We start from the raw sequence: 13,482 nt of genomic DNA, 5'->3' as shown, positions 1-13,482 counted from the left end.
GAGCCGGTGCCCCTCCGCTTCGCGGCGGTCGCGGAGGGATCGTTCTCGTCCCGCCGCGACCGCCGCGAAGCGGAGGGGCACCGGCTCCGCACCGCGCCCGCCCGCCGCGGCGCCTCCTTCTTCCGCCCGTCCCCGCGCACGCTGGCGCTCGCCGTCTCCGGCGGGCTCGTCGTCGTGGCCGTCGCGTCGAGCCTGAGCCTCACCGTCGGCACCGGCTCCTCGGCCGAGTCGGCCACCGCGACGCCGTCCGCTGCTCCGACCTCGACCAGCGTCGCCGTGCTCCCCGCGACCACCGCCTCCGCCCGGGTCGTCCTCAGCTCCGTCTCCACCACCTCCGGCACCGTCGCCGGCGGCACGAGCGTGACGCTCGAGGGATCGAACCTGGACTCGGTCGCCACCGTGCGCTTCGGCGAGGCCGAGGGCAGCGTCGCGGTCGACAACCCCGACCAGATCACGGTCACCGCCCCTCCGGCCGACGGAGAGGCAGCGGGCGAGGTCCCGGTCGCCTTCTTCGACGCCGACGGTCAGGCCATCACGTTCGACGCGGTCACCGACTCCGCCGCGGCGGTCACCGTCGACGGGACCCCGGCCGACGCGGTGCAGCCGGCCGTCGACACGTCGGGCGCCGCGGAGGGCACGACGGCCGAGGCCTCGACCGACCTCGCCGCCCCGACCGCGGCCGCCACTCCCAGCTTCGCCGCGACCGGCGTGCTCGCCAGCACGAAGGTCGTCGCCTCGGCGATCACCTTCGCCTACACGCCCGACCCGGCGATCGAGGCCGCGAAGGCCCAGGCCGCGCTGGACGCGAGCCGCCTGGCCTCGCAGCTCGACTACCTCTCCACCTACTGGAACGACTACAACTCGGCCCAGTACGGCGTGATCTCGGGCAACGACTGCGTCAACTTCACCTCGCAGTCGCTGATCGCCCGCGGCTGGGAGATGGACGGCGAGTGGAGCTACTCCTCCTCCGGCGGGTACAGCTCCGCCTGGGCGTCGTCGACCGCGTTCAACGCCTACCTCGCCGCGCACCCCGAGCGCGCGACCGCGATCCCCGACTCCGAGCGGAGCCGGGTGAAGCCGGGCGACATCGTCCAGTTCGACTGGGACGGCTCGGGCGACTGGGACCACACGGGCGTCGTGACCAGCGTCGACGGCGACAGGATCCTCTACTCCTCGCACACCGCCGACAACCACGACCAGAGCATCGACGCGGCCTCCGCCGGCCGGATCATGTTCTGGGGCGTCTGACGCTCGACGCACCCGCTCCACGCACGACGACGGGGCCGCCACCGCTGATGCGGTGACGGCCCCGTCGAGGTTCCGGTCAGATCACTTCTTGAAGACGTCCTTGACGTCCTCGCCGACCTTCTTGGTGTGGGCCTTGGTCTGGTCGGCCTGGCCCTCGGCCTCGAGGCGCTCGTTGTCCGTCAGCTTGCCGACGGCCTCCTTGGCCTTGCCGACCAGGTTCTCGGCTGCGTTGCGGATCTTGTCGTCTGCACCCATGAGGGGCTCCTTCTGTTCGGTGTGACCATCCGCCGGCGGGTGCCGGGGAAGCTGCGGGACCGGAGTCAGGCGACCCGGTCCTCCTTGGAGAAGCCGGCCCGGGCGCTCGAGGCGACCTCGAGCAGGACCGGCAGGCGGGCGCCGAGCAGGGCGTCGAGCGCGTCGACCTCCTGGTGCACGGCGTCGACCACGGTGCGGGGCGAGACGCCGCCGCGGGGGAGGACGCGCACCTTCAGCGCGGTCTCGGAGCCGTGGCGGTAGGCCGCGACCGTGACGTCGAGGAGCTCCGTCCGCCCGGCGAGAGCCGTCTCGAGGACGTCCTCCGCGAAGCCGGTCGCGATCTCGATCCCTCCGGCGGGCGCGCCCTCGGCCTCGTCGCGGAGGACGGTGCCGGTGCGGCCGTGACCGTGGGCGAAGGCCATCACCAGCGCGAGGACGATGCCGAGGAGGCAGATCCCGACGACGGCGTAGAGCGGCCAGAGGACGGCGGCATCGCTCCAGGCGGTGCCCTCCTCGGGGGAGAGGCGCGAGACCAGGGCCGCGCCCTCGCCGTCGGCGAAGGAGAGGACGGAGTCGCGGACCGGCTGCGAGACGGCGATCAGGACGGCTCCGGCGCTGACCAGCGCGAGCACGAGGCCCACGACGAGCAGGACGAGCCGGTTGACGAAGCGGTTGCTCGTGGTCATCAGATCCTCCCGGAGGTCGAGACGCGGACGGTGGAGCGCGGGGCGGGCTTCGCGCCGATGCGGGCGAGCTCCTCGTCGACGGCGCTCTGCACGGCGTCGCGGTCGACCGCGATGCCGGAGGCGGGGGTCACCTCGACCAGTGCGGTGCGCCGCCCGAGCGAGGCGCGGGTGTCCTCGCGGCGGGAGTGGGCGGCCGTGCGGGCTGCGCGGGCCAGGGAGGAGGCGATCACGCCGTCGTCCACGACCACGGCGAGGCGGTCGTCGTCCACGGTGTGGCGGGCCCGGGCCCCGGGCGCCAGTGCGAGCACCAGCAGGACCAGGGCGAGGACGCCCGCGCCGACGGCCACGCCGATGAGGGCGGGGTTCGCCAGCGACGCGACTCCGACGATCGCGCCCAGCAGGGCGGACGGTGCGGCGAGCAGGGGCGCGGCGCCGAGGATCGCGAGCACCGCCTCCGTGCCGACATAGGCCGCGACCAGGGCGATGAGCACCAGGACGACGATCTGCGCGGCGGAGCGGGACTTGTGGGTCTCGCGACGGAGGTAGCGGCTGTAGCGGGTGTCGGGCGCCGACGGTGCGGGGCTCATGCGACTCTCCTCGTGCTTCGGGTGCGGGTGCCCGTGACCCGGATGTCGATCCGGCTGACGGTGCGCCCGGTCAGCGCCTCCATGCGGGAGGCGATGCGGGTGCGGTCGCCGTGCAGGCGCTCGAGCAGGGAGCCGCCGGCCGGGGCGGTGCCCGGCTCGACGACGACCGGCGCGGTCACCGCGAGGGCGAGGCCGCCACGGTCATCGGAGAGGCGGACGCGGATCGCGGAGACCTCCACGCCCAGCTCCTCGTGGACGATCGCCACGGCGGCGCGCTCGATGGAGCGGACGGTGATGGTGACGGTGCCCGCCACCGGCGATGCGGGACGCGTGTCGAGAGCGGTCACAGTGGGCTCCTAGCGGGAGGTGGTGCGGCCGCGGAACACGTCCACGAGGCTGCGCACGTCGAGGGTGCCGTCGGCGATGCGGGCGATCACGACGCCGAGGGCCATGAAGAGGGCGGTGAGGACGAAGCCCCAGAAGCCGAACATCAGGGCCGCGAAGGCGAGGATCGCGCCGACCACGACACCGAGGACGGTGCTGCGGCCGCCGGGGGCGGTGGGCGCGGGGCGCTGGAAGTCGCTCATCGGACGCGGCTCTCGGTGGCCTCGTCGTCCTTGTCGTCGCCGGGGATGTGCACGTCGACGACGGCGACGTTGATCTCGGAGACGGCCATGCCGACGAGCTCGGTGATGGCCTCGGAGACGGCGGCGCGGACGGAGTCGGCGACCTTCTGCATCGGCACGGGGTACTCGACGACGATGGTCACGTCGGCCGCGACCTGGGTCTCGCCGACCTCGACGCTCACGCCCTGGGCGTGGTCGGCGCCGCCGACGGCCTGGCGGATCGCGCCGAAGGCACGGGCGGCGTTGTTGCCGAGGGCGAAGACGCCGGGCACCTGGCGGGCCGCGATGCCGGCGACCTTGGCCACGACGCTGTCGTCGATGACCGTGGTGCCCTGGGCGGTGCCGGAGGTCCGCGAGCCGCCGAGGCTCGTGACCGTGTCGACGGAGGTCTTGTCGACGCGGGTGGTGGAGGGGGTGCGCGTGGTGTCGCTCATGAGGTCTCCTGGACGTCTCATCGGCTGCCGTTGCTGAGCAGACCGGGGTCGAAGGCCCGGCGGGAATCCGGTCGGGCTGTGCTTTCATGAGTGAGACGGAGCCCGGACGGCGTTCGTCACGGTGCTCGGCGGACTTTTTCCTGAGCGTCACCTGAGAGGCGGCCCGAGGCCGCGTGAGCGGAGAGGGAGGAGGCGCCGTGCCCGGACTGGAAGCGGCGAGCGACGCGCTGCTCGCCGAGCGCTCCGCCGAGGGCGACGTGCGCGCCTTCGAGGTGCTCGTCAAGCGGCACCAGTCGATCCTCCGCGCCTACGCCTGGCGCCTCACCGGCTCGCAGGCCGACGCCTCCGACGCCGTGCAGAACGCGCTGATCACGGTCTGGGCGCAGCTCCCGCAGCTCAAGGAGCCGGCGAGCGTGCGCAGCTGGATGATGCGGATCGTCAGCCGCTCCAGCGTCGACCTGCTGCGCCAGCGCCGCCCGACCGACGACGTCGACGCCGTGGAGCATCCCCCGGCCCGAGAGCCCGGCCCGTTCGAGGCCGCCGAGCAGAGCGACGCCATGCGGGCTCTCGCGCACGCCCTGTCCGAGCTGCCGGAGTCGCAGCGTCAGTGCTGGGTGCTGCGCGAGGTCGGCGGGGAGTCGTACAACGAGATCGCCGATCACCTCGGTCTCACGGTGACCGCCGTGCGGGGCAAGCTCGCCCGCGCGCGCGAGTCGCTGGTCGTGGCGATGGAGGACTGGCGATGAGGGAGCAGACGCGATGAACGCGGACCAGGGTCCCGGCGACGGGCCGGAGCGCGCGGGGGAGCACGACGTCGTGCTGCCGCCCGCGCTCGAGCAGGAGGCGGACGCGACGGAGCAGGAGGGCGACGGCATCGGCATCGACGAGCTGAGCGACTACCTCGACCGCGGGCGCACGCCGTACGACCCCGCCATCGAGGAGTCGCCGGAGCACCGGCGCACTCTGCGCGCCCTCGAGCGCGTGCGCGCCCTCTCCGGCGCGCTCATCGACGACGACGCCGCACGCCTGCCCGCGCCGGAGGAGAGCTGGTTCGGCTCGATCCTCACCCAGGTCCGCCGCGAGTCGCGGGCCGGACGCGACATCCCGCTGGCGAGCGTCCAGCCCGACGTGGCGCTCACGATCACCGAGGGAGCGGTCCGCGGACTCGTGCGCGAGGCGGGGGACAGCGTCGCCGGCGTGCTGGTCGGCCGCTGCCGCCTGGTCGGCGACATCGCCGAGCCGGGCGCGGAGGTCGTGGTGGAGCTGACGATCTCGGTCTTCTGGGGGGTGCCGATCGCCGAGGCGGCCCAGCAGGTGCGCGAGCGCGTGCACTCGCGGCTGCTGACCCAGACCGAGCTGCGGGTGTCGAGGATCGACGTCCGCGTGGAGGACGTCTACGTCCCCGGGACGGAGGAGTCGTGAGCGGCCTCGAGTCGGCGGCCCCGGTCGATCCGGTGTCCGCGCTCGCTGCGGAGCTGCGCGCCCTGGACGGCGTCGCGACCCTGATGCCGGCCAGGCCCGAGGTGCGCGACGTGCTCGCGCACGCGGCGACGGCGCTGAGCGCGACCGGGATCGTGGTCGAGCCGCTGGGCACCGCGAGCGGCGGCACGTTCGCCGATCCGGTTCTGGTCCGCGTCGCGGGGGACGAGGTGTCCGTGGCCGTCGACCTCTGCGTGACCGCGGAGGCGTCCGCGCCGGACGTGGCGCGCGCGATCGGAGCCGCGGTGCGCGAGTGGTGCGTCCGGGTGCATCCGGAGCTGCGGCCGCGGGTGACCGTCCGGGTCGCCGCGATCGACTAGCCGGAACGGGGAGCGGGCGCGGCTGTCCGCCGGGCGGGACGCCCCGCCGTGAGGAGCGGAGCCGGGCCCAGCGCTCTCGTGCTTTTCCGGAGTGCACCGTGCCGACCGGAGCGACGGTGCTGCAGGGCGCCCGAGGTCGGTGTCCGCTCCGTCCTCCCTGAGGAGCTTCCCGCTCAGGCGAGCCTCCCCGAAGAGCTTCCCCCTCAGGCGCGCTCGGCGAGGAACGCGTCCGTCTCGGCCGCCGTCGGCGCGGACACCGCCGCTCCGGCGCGGGTGACCGAGATCGCCGCGGCCGCGCTCGCCCAGTGGGTGAGGGCGACCAGCTGCTCCGGATCGTCGAGCCGTGCTCCCGTGGCGGCGAGCCGGGCCGAGAAGGCGCCGCAGAAGGTGTCGCCGGCGCCGGTGGTGTCCACGGCCTCCACCCGGAAGGCCGGGGTGCGCACCGGCTCGCGGTCGCGGACCGCCACGACGACGCCGTCGGAGCCGAGGGTGACCAGCACGAGCGGCACCAGCGCGGTGAGGGCAGCGGCGAGCGCGTCGTCGTCGGCGGCGGTGATGCCGCGATCGGCGGCGAGCTCGCGGGCCTCGTGCTCGTTGACGATCAGCACGTCGAGCACCGCGAGGAGCTCCTCCGGCAGCGGGCCGATCGGGGCGGCGTTCAGGATCGACACCGTGCCGCCGGCGCGCGCGGCGCGGGCCGCCTCCGTCACCGTCGCCGTCGGGATCTCGAGCTGGAGGAGCAGGGCGTCGGCCGCCGCCACCAGGGCCGACTCCTCGGCGGTCAACCCGACCAGGGCGGCGTTCGCTCCGGAGTCGACGACGATCGCGTTCTCCCCGCGCTCGTCCACGGTGATCTGCGCGGTGCCGGTGCGGACGTCGCCGCGGCGGGCGCGCAGCTCCAGCGGCTCCTCGCCGAGGACCGCGGCGAGCCGGTCTCCCGCAGAGTCGCGTCCGAGGCTCGTGACGAAGACGGTGCCGGGCTCGGTCCGTGCGGCCGCGACGGCCTGGTTGAGGCCCTTGCCGCCCGGGAAGGTGCTCGCGTCGAGGGCGAGCACCGTCTCTCCGGGAGCGGGGATGCGGGCGACCCGGTGGACGTGGTCGAGGTTGGCGCTTCCGAGCACGAGGAGGGGCATGCCCTCGACGTTAGAGCACGCGCAAGGGGGTCCGCCGCGGGCTCGGCCGCACCTACGGTGGAGGCATGGAAACTCGAATCCTCGGACGCACCGGCGCCCCCGTCTCCGTCGTCGGCCTCGGAACCTGGCAGCTCGGTGCCGACTGGGGGGACGTCGCCGAGACCGACGCCCTCGCCGTGCTCGACGCAGCGGTGGAGTCGGGGGTGACCCTCTTCGACACCGCCGACGTCTACGGCGACGGCCGCAGCGAGCGGACGATCGGCGCCTACCGCGCGGCGCACCCCGACGCGCAGGTCTTCGTCGCCACCAAGATGGGCCGTCGCGCGGAGCAGAGCCCCGCCAACTACGTGCTCGACAACTTCCGCGCCTGGACCGACCGCTCGCGCGTCAACCTCGGCGTCGACACTCTCGATCTGGTGCAGCTGCACTGCCCGCCCACCTCCGTCTACTCCGAGGACGCCGTCTACGACGCCCTCGACACCCTCGTCGCCGAGGGCGCGATCGCCGCCTACGGCGTCTCGGTCGAGCGCACGGAGGAGGCGCTGACCGCCATCGCCCGACCGAACGTCGCGAGCGTCCAGATCATCCTGAACGCGTTCCGCCTCAAGCCGCTCGATGAGGTGCTGCCCGCCGCCCGCGAGGCCGGCGTCGGCATCCTCGCGCGCGTCCCGCTCGCCTCGGGCCTGCTCAGCGGCCGCTACACGACCGAGACCGTGTTCGCGCCGGAGGACCACCGCAGCTACAACCGCGACGGCTCCGCCTTCGACGTCGGCGAGACCTTCTCGGGCGTCGACTTCGCGACCGGCGTGGAGGCCGCGCAGGAGTTCTCCCGCCTCGCCGACGACCACGGCCTCGCCCCCGCGGCGGCCGCGCTCGCCTGGATCGTCCAGCAGGAGGGCGTCACCTCGGTGATCCCCGGCGCCCGCTCGCCCGAGCAGGCCCGCGCCAACGCGGCCGCCGCCTCCGCCGCGCCCCTCGGCCCCGCCTTCATGGAGGCCGTGAACGCCCTCTACGACACCCACTTCCGCCCCACCGTCCACCCGCGCTGGTAGCCCGCCCCCGCTTCACCGCCGCTCAGTCTCCCGAGAAGGCTCGTTCTCCTGGTCGGGAACGAGCCTTCTCGGGCGACGGAGCGCAGCGCTTAGGAGTTCAGCGCCGCGTCCACGATCGTGCGCGCCTCGGCCTGGACCTCGTGCAGGTGGTCGAGGCCGCGGAAGCTCTCGGCGTAGATCTTGTAGACGTCCTCGGTGCCGGAGGGGCGCGCGGCGAACCAGGCGTCCTCGGTGACGACCTTGACGCCTCCGACGGCCGCGCCGTTGCCGGGCGCCTTCGAGAGCTTCGCGGTGATCTCGGACCCGGCGAGGGTCGTCGCCGCGATCGCGTCGCCGTCCAGCTTGCCGAGGGCCGCCTTCTGCGCCTTCGTCGCCACCGCGTCCACGCGCTCGTAGACCGGGTCGCCGAAGCGCTCGGTCAGCTCGCGGTAGAGCGCCGACGGGCTCTTCCCGGTGACCGCCACGATCTCGGAGGCGAGCAGCGCGAGGAGGATGCCGTCCTTGTCGGTGGTCCAGACGGTGCCGTCGAAGCGGAGGAACGAGGCGCCCGCGGACTCCTCGCCGCCGAAGCCGACCGAGCCGTCGACCAGCCCGGGGACGAACCACTTGAAGCCCACCGGGACCTCCCAGAGGCGCCGGCCCAGCGACTCCGCGACCCGGTCGATGATCGAGGAGGAGACCAGCGTCTTGCCGATCGCCGCGTCCTCGCGCCAGCCGGTGCGGTGGCGGTAGAGGTAGTCGATCGCGACGGCCAGGTAGTGGTTGGGGTTCATCAGCCCGCCGTCGGGGGTGACGATGCCGTGCCGGTCCGCATCGGCGTCGTTGCCGGTGAGGATGTCGAAGTCGCCGGCGCGCGCGACCACCGAGGCCATCGCGCTGGGGGAGGACGGGTCCATCCGGATCTTGCCGTCCCAGTCGAGGGTCATGAAGCCCCAGGCCGGGTCGACCTCCCCGTTCACCACGGTCAGGTCGAGGCCGTGCATCTCGGCGATCAGCTGCCAGTAGTGCACGGAGGCGCCGCCGAGTGGGTCGGCCCCGATCCGCACGCCGGCCTTCCGGATCGCGTCGAGGTCGATGATGTTCGCCAGGTCCGCGACGTAGTGCGTGCGGTAGTCGTAGGTCTCGACCGCGGAGGGCTCGGCCGAGGTCACGCCGCGGTTGCCGTCGGCGATGAGCTCGTTGGCCCGGTCGGCGATCCAGGTCGTCGCGTCGGAGTCGGCGGGGCCGCCGTGCGGCGGGTTGTACTTGAAGCCGCCGTCGCGGGGCGGGTTGTGCGAGGGGGTCACCACGATGCCGTCGGCCCGGTCGGTGTGCGCGGGGTCGTTGTTGTAGCGGAGGATCGCGTGGCTGAGCGCCGGGGTCGGCACGAAGTCGTCGAACTCGTCCACGAGCACGCGGACCTGGTTGCCCACCAGGACCTCGAGGGCGGTGGTGAGGGCCGGGCGGGAGAGCCCGTGCGTGTCGGCGCCGATGAACAGCGGGCCGGTGATGCCCTGCTCGGTCCGGTACTCGACGATCGCCTGGGTGACGGCGGCGATGTGGTCCTCGTTGAAGGCCGTGTCGAACGAGGATCCGCGGTGGCCCGAGGTGCCGAACACCACCTTCTGAGCCGGGTCGGAGACGTCCGGCTTCTTCTCGTAGTACGCCCTCACGAGGGCCTCGACGTCGATGAGATCGGAGGCCTGTGCCGGCTTCCCTGCGCGATCGGTCATGCGGTCCATAGTGGCAGTCCGGCCCCCTCCAGGGGTACCGCGGCTGGCTAGGCTTGCGCCATGCCCGACAGCGCCCCCGAGACCCGTGCCTACAGCTATCTCGGGCCCAGCGGCACGTTCACGGAGGCGGCCCTCGCGCAGGTCCCGGAGGCGCGCGGACAGCTGTGGCGCAGCGTCGCGAACGTGGGGGAGGCGCTGAGCGATCTGGTCACCGGACGCAGCGACGGCGCGGTGATCGCGATCGAGAACTCGGTCGAGGGCGGAGTGACGGCCGCGCAGGACGCGCTGGCGCGGATCCCGGGGCTGCGCATCGTCGGCGAGTACCTGGTGCCGGTGTCGTTCATCCTGGTCGGCCGCCCGGGGACGAGCCTCGAGGAGGTGCGCACCGTCGCCGCGCACCCCGTGGCCTACGGACAGTGCCGGGTGTGGCTCGACCGCGAGATCCCCAGCCACGAGCACCTGCCCGCCTCCAGCAACGTCCAGGCCACCGTCGACCTGCTGGGCGGATCTCCCGCGGACGCGGCCATCGCCCCTCCCGGGATCGTCGCCCACCACGACGTCGTGGTGCTGGCGGAGCGGATCGGCGACAACCCGAACGCCGTCACGCGCTTCGTGCACGTCTCGCGCTCGCACGCGCTGCCCGAGCCGACCGGCGCCGACAAGACCAGCGTGATCGCCGAGCTCCCGGCCGACCAGCCGGGCGCCCTGCTCGACATGCTCGAGCAGTTCGCGACCCGCGGGGTGAACCTGAGCATGATCCAGTCGCGGCCGATCGGCGATGCCCTCGGCCGGTACCGGTTCGTCATCGACCTCGACGGGCACGTCCAGGACGAGCGGGTCGCCGACGCGCTGATGGGGCTGCGGCGCTTCAGCCCGAAGGTGATCTTCCTCGGCTCGTATCCGCGCGCTGACCGCCGCCCGGTCACCTCCGTGCGACGCTACGACGACGAGGTGTTCCTCGAGGCCCGCGACTGGCTGCGCGGGATCCTCTCCCACGAGCCGGAGGTCGACGATGACCGGGGAAGACGATGACGGGTCGCGACGATGACTGACGACGACGAACGGGTCGACCCGCGCTACGACCCGGCCTTCCAGCGCGGGTTCTCGGGACCGGTGGAGCGTCTGAGAGGCGACGAGCGGGCGTTCGCGAGGCCCGGCTCCGGTGCCGCCCCCGGCGCTCCCGCCGCCACGTCCGGAGCCGCCGCTCGTCCCGTGCTCCCGGAGTCGCGCGTGGTCCGCCCCGGCTCCTCGTCCGTGCCCGGACCGCGCCGCATCATGGCACTGCCCGACATCGCCGGAGCCGCCGAGGGCCGGCGGTCGCACCGCCTCGGCGCCGAGACCGCGCCCGCACCCCTGCCGGAGCCGGCCGCCGACCCCGCTCCCGCTGCTCCCGCCGAGCCCGTGCGCGAGGCGCCCCTGCTGCGGAACCCGTGGCTCCTCGTGCTCCTGCTCGCCGGCCTCGCGGGGACCCTGATCGGCCTCGCGCTCCTCTACACCGGCTACTCCTCGCCGCCTCCGCCCTACTACGGCGACTCCGACGTGCCCTCGCCTGCGTGGATCCAGCGGCAACTCCTCTACTACTCCTGCATCCCCCTGCTGGGCTGCCTGCCGGCGTCGCTGCTGCTGGCGGTCGGAGTGGCCGCGCTGCGGTGGCGCGGCGTCGTCGTGCGGCCCCGCGCCGAGGAGCCGCGCGAGTCCGCGCAGCTCCTCGAGGCCGAGGCTCAGACTCCGGACGCGCCGAAGAGCAGGCCGAGGAGGTAGGTCACCAGGGCCGCGCCGTAGCCGATCCCGAGCTGGCGCAGCGCCCGGGCCAGCGGCGGGGCGCCTGAGAGCAGCCCGACGACCGCGCCGGTGGCGAGCAGGGCGATGCCCACGAGCACGCAGGCGACGACCACCGCGGCGAGCCCCGTCAGGCCGAGCAGGTAGGGCAGCACCGGGATGATCGCGCCCGAGGCGAAGAAGCAGAAGCTCGACAGCGCCGCGCCCATGCCCGTGCCGATCGACTCGTGCTCGTCGACGTCGGGGTCTCCTGCGGGACCGCCCAGCGTGATGGGGGAGGTGACGGCGCCGCCGCGCAGGCCCGTGAAGACGGAGGCGGCACGCGCGTCGGCCTGCTCCTGGGTCATCCCGCGAGCGCGGTAGACCAGGGCGAGCTCGTTGGCGTCGACGTCCAGATCGGGGACGATGCGGTTCGCGTCGAGGTCCGGGCTGGAGGCCGAGAGCAGCTCGCGCTGCGAGCGCACCGAGACGAACTCGCCCGCGCCCATCGAGAGGGCGCCGGCGAGCAGGCCCGCGATGCCCGTGAACAGGACGACGCCCGTCCCGACTCCGCTCGCTCCCACTCCGAGCACGAGGGCGAGGTTCGAGACCAGGCCGTCGTTCGCTCCGAAGACCGCCGCGCGGAACGTCCCGGAGAGGCGGTTGCGACCGCGCTCCGCAAGCCCGCGGACGACCTCGCCGTGGATCCGCTCGTCGGCGGCCATCGCCTCGGTGGCGTCGTCGTCGTCGGCGTAGGGGGAGCGGGCCTCGGCGCGCTGGATCAGGGCGAGGACGAACACGGAGCCGAAGCGGCGGGTGAGGAAGCCCAGGAAGCGCGTGCGGAGGTCCGGGCGGGGCGCGGGCTCCGCCGCGGAGCCGAGGAGCTCGCGCCAGTGCTCCTCGTGGCGGCCCTCGGCCACGGCGAGCGCGAGCAGGATCTCCCGCTCCTCGCCGGAGCGGCGGCCGGCGAGGTCGCGGTACACGGAGGCCTCGGCGAGCTCGTCGGCGAGGTAGCGGCGCCAGCGGCGCACCTGGGCGGGACTGGGGGTGGGGGCGGTGGTCGCCATGCGATCTCCTGGCTCAGGTCCGCCGACCCGCGCGAGAGGACCGGTCAGGACGTGCGTCGACTGACCGAAGGTCTCGTTCGCCCCGGCCGGAGCCGGGGTGGAGCGCCGGGCCCGGATCGTCCCGGACCAGCATGTCGACGCGCCTCGTCGTCCGCTCGGCGGACGGTGGGAACTACTCCCCTTCGCGGGGACCACCGTAGCCGAGATCGGAGGAGAACGCCCGGCCGATCCGCGGGCCGTCGGGCGGACGTCCGCCCGGCCCGGAGCCAGAGCGTCGTCGAGGACGCTCGCGCCGGGTCAGAGCGAGGCGGTCGCCCGGGCGGCGCGGCGGGCCTGGCGCTCGTGCTCGGCGTCCAGGAGCGTGCGCGTGGCGGGGACCGCCAGGAACTCGACCAGGGTGTCCGTCTCCTCGACGATGCGCTCGGCGCGGTCGAGCGGGTCGGTGCGCAGGAGGCGGCGGGCGGCGGACGCGACGTGCGCCGGCTTCGCCGCCAGGGCGCGCAGGCGCTCGTCGACGCGGCCGGCGAGGTCGGCGCGCGGCACGACCTCGGTCACGAGCTGCCACTCCAGCGCCTCGGCCGCGCGGACCGGGCGGCCCGAGAGCACGAAGTCCAGGGCGCGGCGGCGGCCGACGACGCGGGGGAGCGCGGCGGTGACTCCGACGTCCGGGACGAGCCCGACGTCGCCGTACGCGCTGAGGAAGAGGGCGGCGGGAGTCGCTATCACGATGTCGGCGGCCAGAGCGAAGGCGATGCCGGCGCCGGCGACCATGCCGTCGATCGCGCAGACGACGACGGCGCGGCTGTCCTCGAGCAGGCGGATCACCTGGGCGGTCGTGGTCGCGACGTCGCGCAGGTAGTGGTCCGGGTTCTCGGACCCCATGATCGCCGAGATGTCGCCGCCCGTGCAGAACGCGCGGCCGACCGCGGCGATCACGATGACGGAGCAGCCGGCGTCGGCGTCGAGGTCGGCGACGGTGCTCAGCAGCAGTCGCGCGGTGCCGAGATCGATCGCGTTGAGGGCGTCGGGGCGGTTGAGGGTGATCCGGGCGACGGAGCCGTCGCGCTCGAGGACGACGCCGGGGGTCGCGTCGATGAGGGGGGTGGCGTGCATGGGAGAGCCTTC

Annotated in this window: 17 protein-coding genes; 7 read left to right on the top strand and 10 right to left on the bottom strand. The window is 74.0% G+C overall.

Annotation, left to right across the window (positions count from 1 at the left end; all coding sequences use genetic code 11):
* Window positions 1–1,248, top strand: a 1,248-nt coding sequence (locus C5C35_RS12635) for an amidase domain-containing protein (protein ID WP_146084606.1), incomplete at its 5' end; no start/stop codon positions are given.
* Between the two features lie 81 nt (window positions 1,249–1,329).
* Here the strand turns inward: C5C35_RS12635 and C5C35_RS12630 are convergent.
* From C5C35_RS12630 to C5C35_RS12605, 6 genes are all read right to left on the bottom strand, one after another.
* On the bottom strand, window positions 1,330–1,503 hold the full coding sequence (locus C5C35_RS12630; protein ID WP_104226788.1) for a CsbD family protein: 174 nt from the start codon (window positions 1,501–1,503) through the stop codon (window positions 1,330–1,332).
* A gap of 65 nt (window positions 1,504–1,568) precedes the next feature.
* Window positions 1,569–2,189 (bottom strand): hypothetical protein, encoded by a 621-nt coding sequence (locus tag C5C35_RS12625; RefSeq protein ID WP_104224951.1) that lies wholly within the window; start codon window positions 2,187–2,189, stop codon window positions 1,569–1,571.
* On the bottom strand, window positions 2,189–2,776 hold the full coding sequence (locus C5C35_RS12620) for a DUF6286 domain-containing protein (protein ID WP_104226787.1): 588 nt from the start codon (window positions 2,774–2,776) through the stop codon (window positions 2,189–2,191). The genes C5C35_RS12625 and C5C35_RS12620 overlap by 1 nt, the downstream gene beginning before the upstream one ends.
* Window positions 2,773–3,123 carry a hypothetical protein gene (locus C5C35_RS12615; protein ID WP_104224953.1) on the bottom strand — a complete coding sequence of 117 codons (351 nt, stop codon included), beginning with the start codon at window positions 3,121–3,123 and terminating at the stop codon, window positions 2,773–2,775. The genes C5C35_RS12620 and C5C35_RS12615 overlap by 4 nt, the downstream gene beginning before the upstream one ends.
* A 9-nt stretch (window positions 3,124–3,132) precedes the next feature.
* Complete coding sequence (locus C5C35_RS12610; protein ID WP_104224954.1) at window positions 3,133–3,363, bottom strand: DUF2273 domain-containing protein; 231 nt, start codon at window positions 3,361–3,363, stop codon at window positions 3,133–3,135.
* A complete protein-coding gene (locus tag C5C35_RS12605; protein ID WP_104226785.1) occupies window positions 3,360–3,836 on the bottom strand; it encodes an Asp23/Gls24 family envelope stress response protein in 477 nt (158 codons plus the stop codon). Before C5C35_RS12605 ends, C5C35_RS12610 begins: the two co-directional genes overlap by 4 nt.
* A gap of 197 nt (window positions 3,837–4,033) precedes the next feature.
* Here C5C35_RS12605 and C5C35_RS12600 point away from each other — a divergent pair, with 197 nt between their 5' ends.
* Genes C5C35_RS12600 through C5C35_RS12590 form a run of 3 tightly spaced genes read left to right on the top strand, consistent with a single transcriptional unit; the run spans window position 4,034 to window position 5,635 of the window.
* Complete coding sequence (locus C5C35_RS12600) at window positions 4,034–4,582, top strand: RNA polymerase sigma factor (protein WP_104224956.1); 549 nt, start codon at window positions 4,034–4,036, stop codon at window positions 4,580–4,582.
* A 13-nt stretch (window positions 4,583–4,595) separates the two neighbouring features.
* The gene (locus C5C35_RS12595) at window positions 4,596–5,258 is read left to right on the top strand and encodes an Asp23/Gls24 family envelope stress response protein (RefSeq protein ID WP_104233947.1); all 663 of its coding nucleotides are present in this window, start codon (window positions 4,596–4,598) and stop codon (window positions 5,256–5,258) included.
* On the top strand, window positions 5,255–5,635 hold the full coding sequence (locus C5C35_RS12590) for a hypothetical protein (protein ID WP_104233946.1): 381 nt from the start codon (window positions 5,255–5,257) through the stop codon (window positions 5,633–5,635). Before C5C35_RS12595 ends, C5C35_RS12590 begins: the two co-directional genes overlap by 4 nt.
* A gap of 203 nt (window positions 5,636–5,838) precedes the next feature.
* Here the strand turns inward: C5C35_RS12590 and C5C35_RS12585 are convergent, their stop codons facing one another.
* Window positions 5,839–6,768, bottom strand: a complete 930-nt coding sequence (locus tag C5C35_RS12585; protein WP_104263220.1) for a ribokinase — start codon at window positions 6,766–6,768, stop codon at window positions 5,839–5,841.
* 65 nt (window positions 6,769–6,833) lie between these two features.
* Here C5C35_RS12585 and C5C35_RS12580 point away from each other — a divergent pair, with 65 nt between their 5' ends.
* Entirely contained in the window at window positions 6,834–7,820 is a 987-nt protein-coding gene (locus C5C35_RS12580) for an aldo/keto reductase (protein ID WP_104263219.1), read from the top strand.
* Window positions 7,821–7,909: 89 nt separating this feature from the next.
* Here C5C35_RS12580 and pgm read toward each other — a convergent pair whose 3' ends face one another.
* Window positions 7,910–9,532, bottom strand: a complete 1,623-nt coding sequence (gene pgm / locus C5C35_RS12575; RefSeq protein WP_104226793.1) for a phosphoglucomutase (alpha-D-glucose-1,6-bisphosphate-dependent) — start codon at window positions 9,530–9,532, stop codon at window positions 7,910–7,912.
* A 60-nt stretch (window positions 9,533–9,592) separates the two neighbouring features.
* Between pgm and pheA the strand changes: the two genes are divergently transcribed.
* On the top strand, window positions 9,593–10,564 hold the full coding sequence (gene pheA / locus C5C35_RS12570) for a prephenate dehydratase (RefSeq protein WP_104226780.1): 972 nt from the start codon (window positions 9,593–9,595) through the stop codon (window positions 10,562–10,564).
* Window positions 10,565–10,576: 12 nt separating this feature from the next.
* Window positions 10,577–11,293, top strand: a complete 717-nt coding sequence (locus tag C5C35_RS12565) for a hypothetical protein (protein WP_104263218.1) — start codon at window positions 10,577–10,579, stop codon at window positions 11,291–11,293.
* On the opposite strand, the gene C5C35_RS12560 is transcribed toward C5C35_RS12565, so the two are convergent.
* Both C5C35_RS12560 and C5C35_RS12555 read right to left on the bottom strand, forming a co-directional pair.
* Window positions 11,254–12,357, bottom strand: coding sequence for a VIT1/CCC1 family protein (locus tag C5C35_RS12560; protein ID WP_104224963.1), 1,104 nt, complete (start codon window positions 12,355–12,357; stop codon window positions 11,254–11,256). The two genes, C5C35_RS12565 and C5C35_RS12560, sit on opposite strands and share 40 nt — an antisense overlap.
* A 297-nt stretch (window positions 12,358–12,654) precedes the next feature.
* Window positions 12,655–13,470, bottom strand: a complete 816-nt coding sequence (locus tag C5C35_RS12555; RefSeq protein WP_104263217.1) for an enoyl-CoA hydratase/isomerase family protein — start codon at window positions 13,468–13,470, stop codon at window positions 12,655–12,657.
* Between the last annotated feature and the right edge of the window lie 12 nt (window positions 13,471–13,482).

The organism is Rathayibacter sp. AY1F8 (assembly GCF_002932165.1).
GTDB lineage: Bacteria > Actinomycetota > Actinomycetes > Actinomycetales > Microbacteriaceae > Rathayibacter.
The sequence above is the reverse complement of the archived record's forward strand: the minus strand, read 5'-3'. Positions and strand labels throughout refer to the sequence as shown.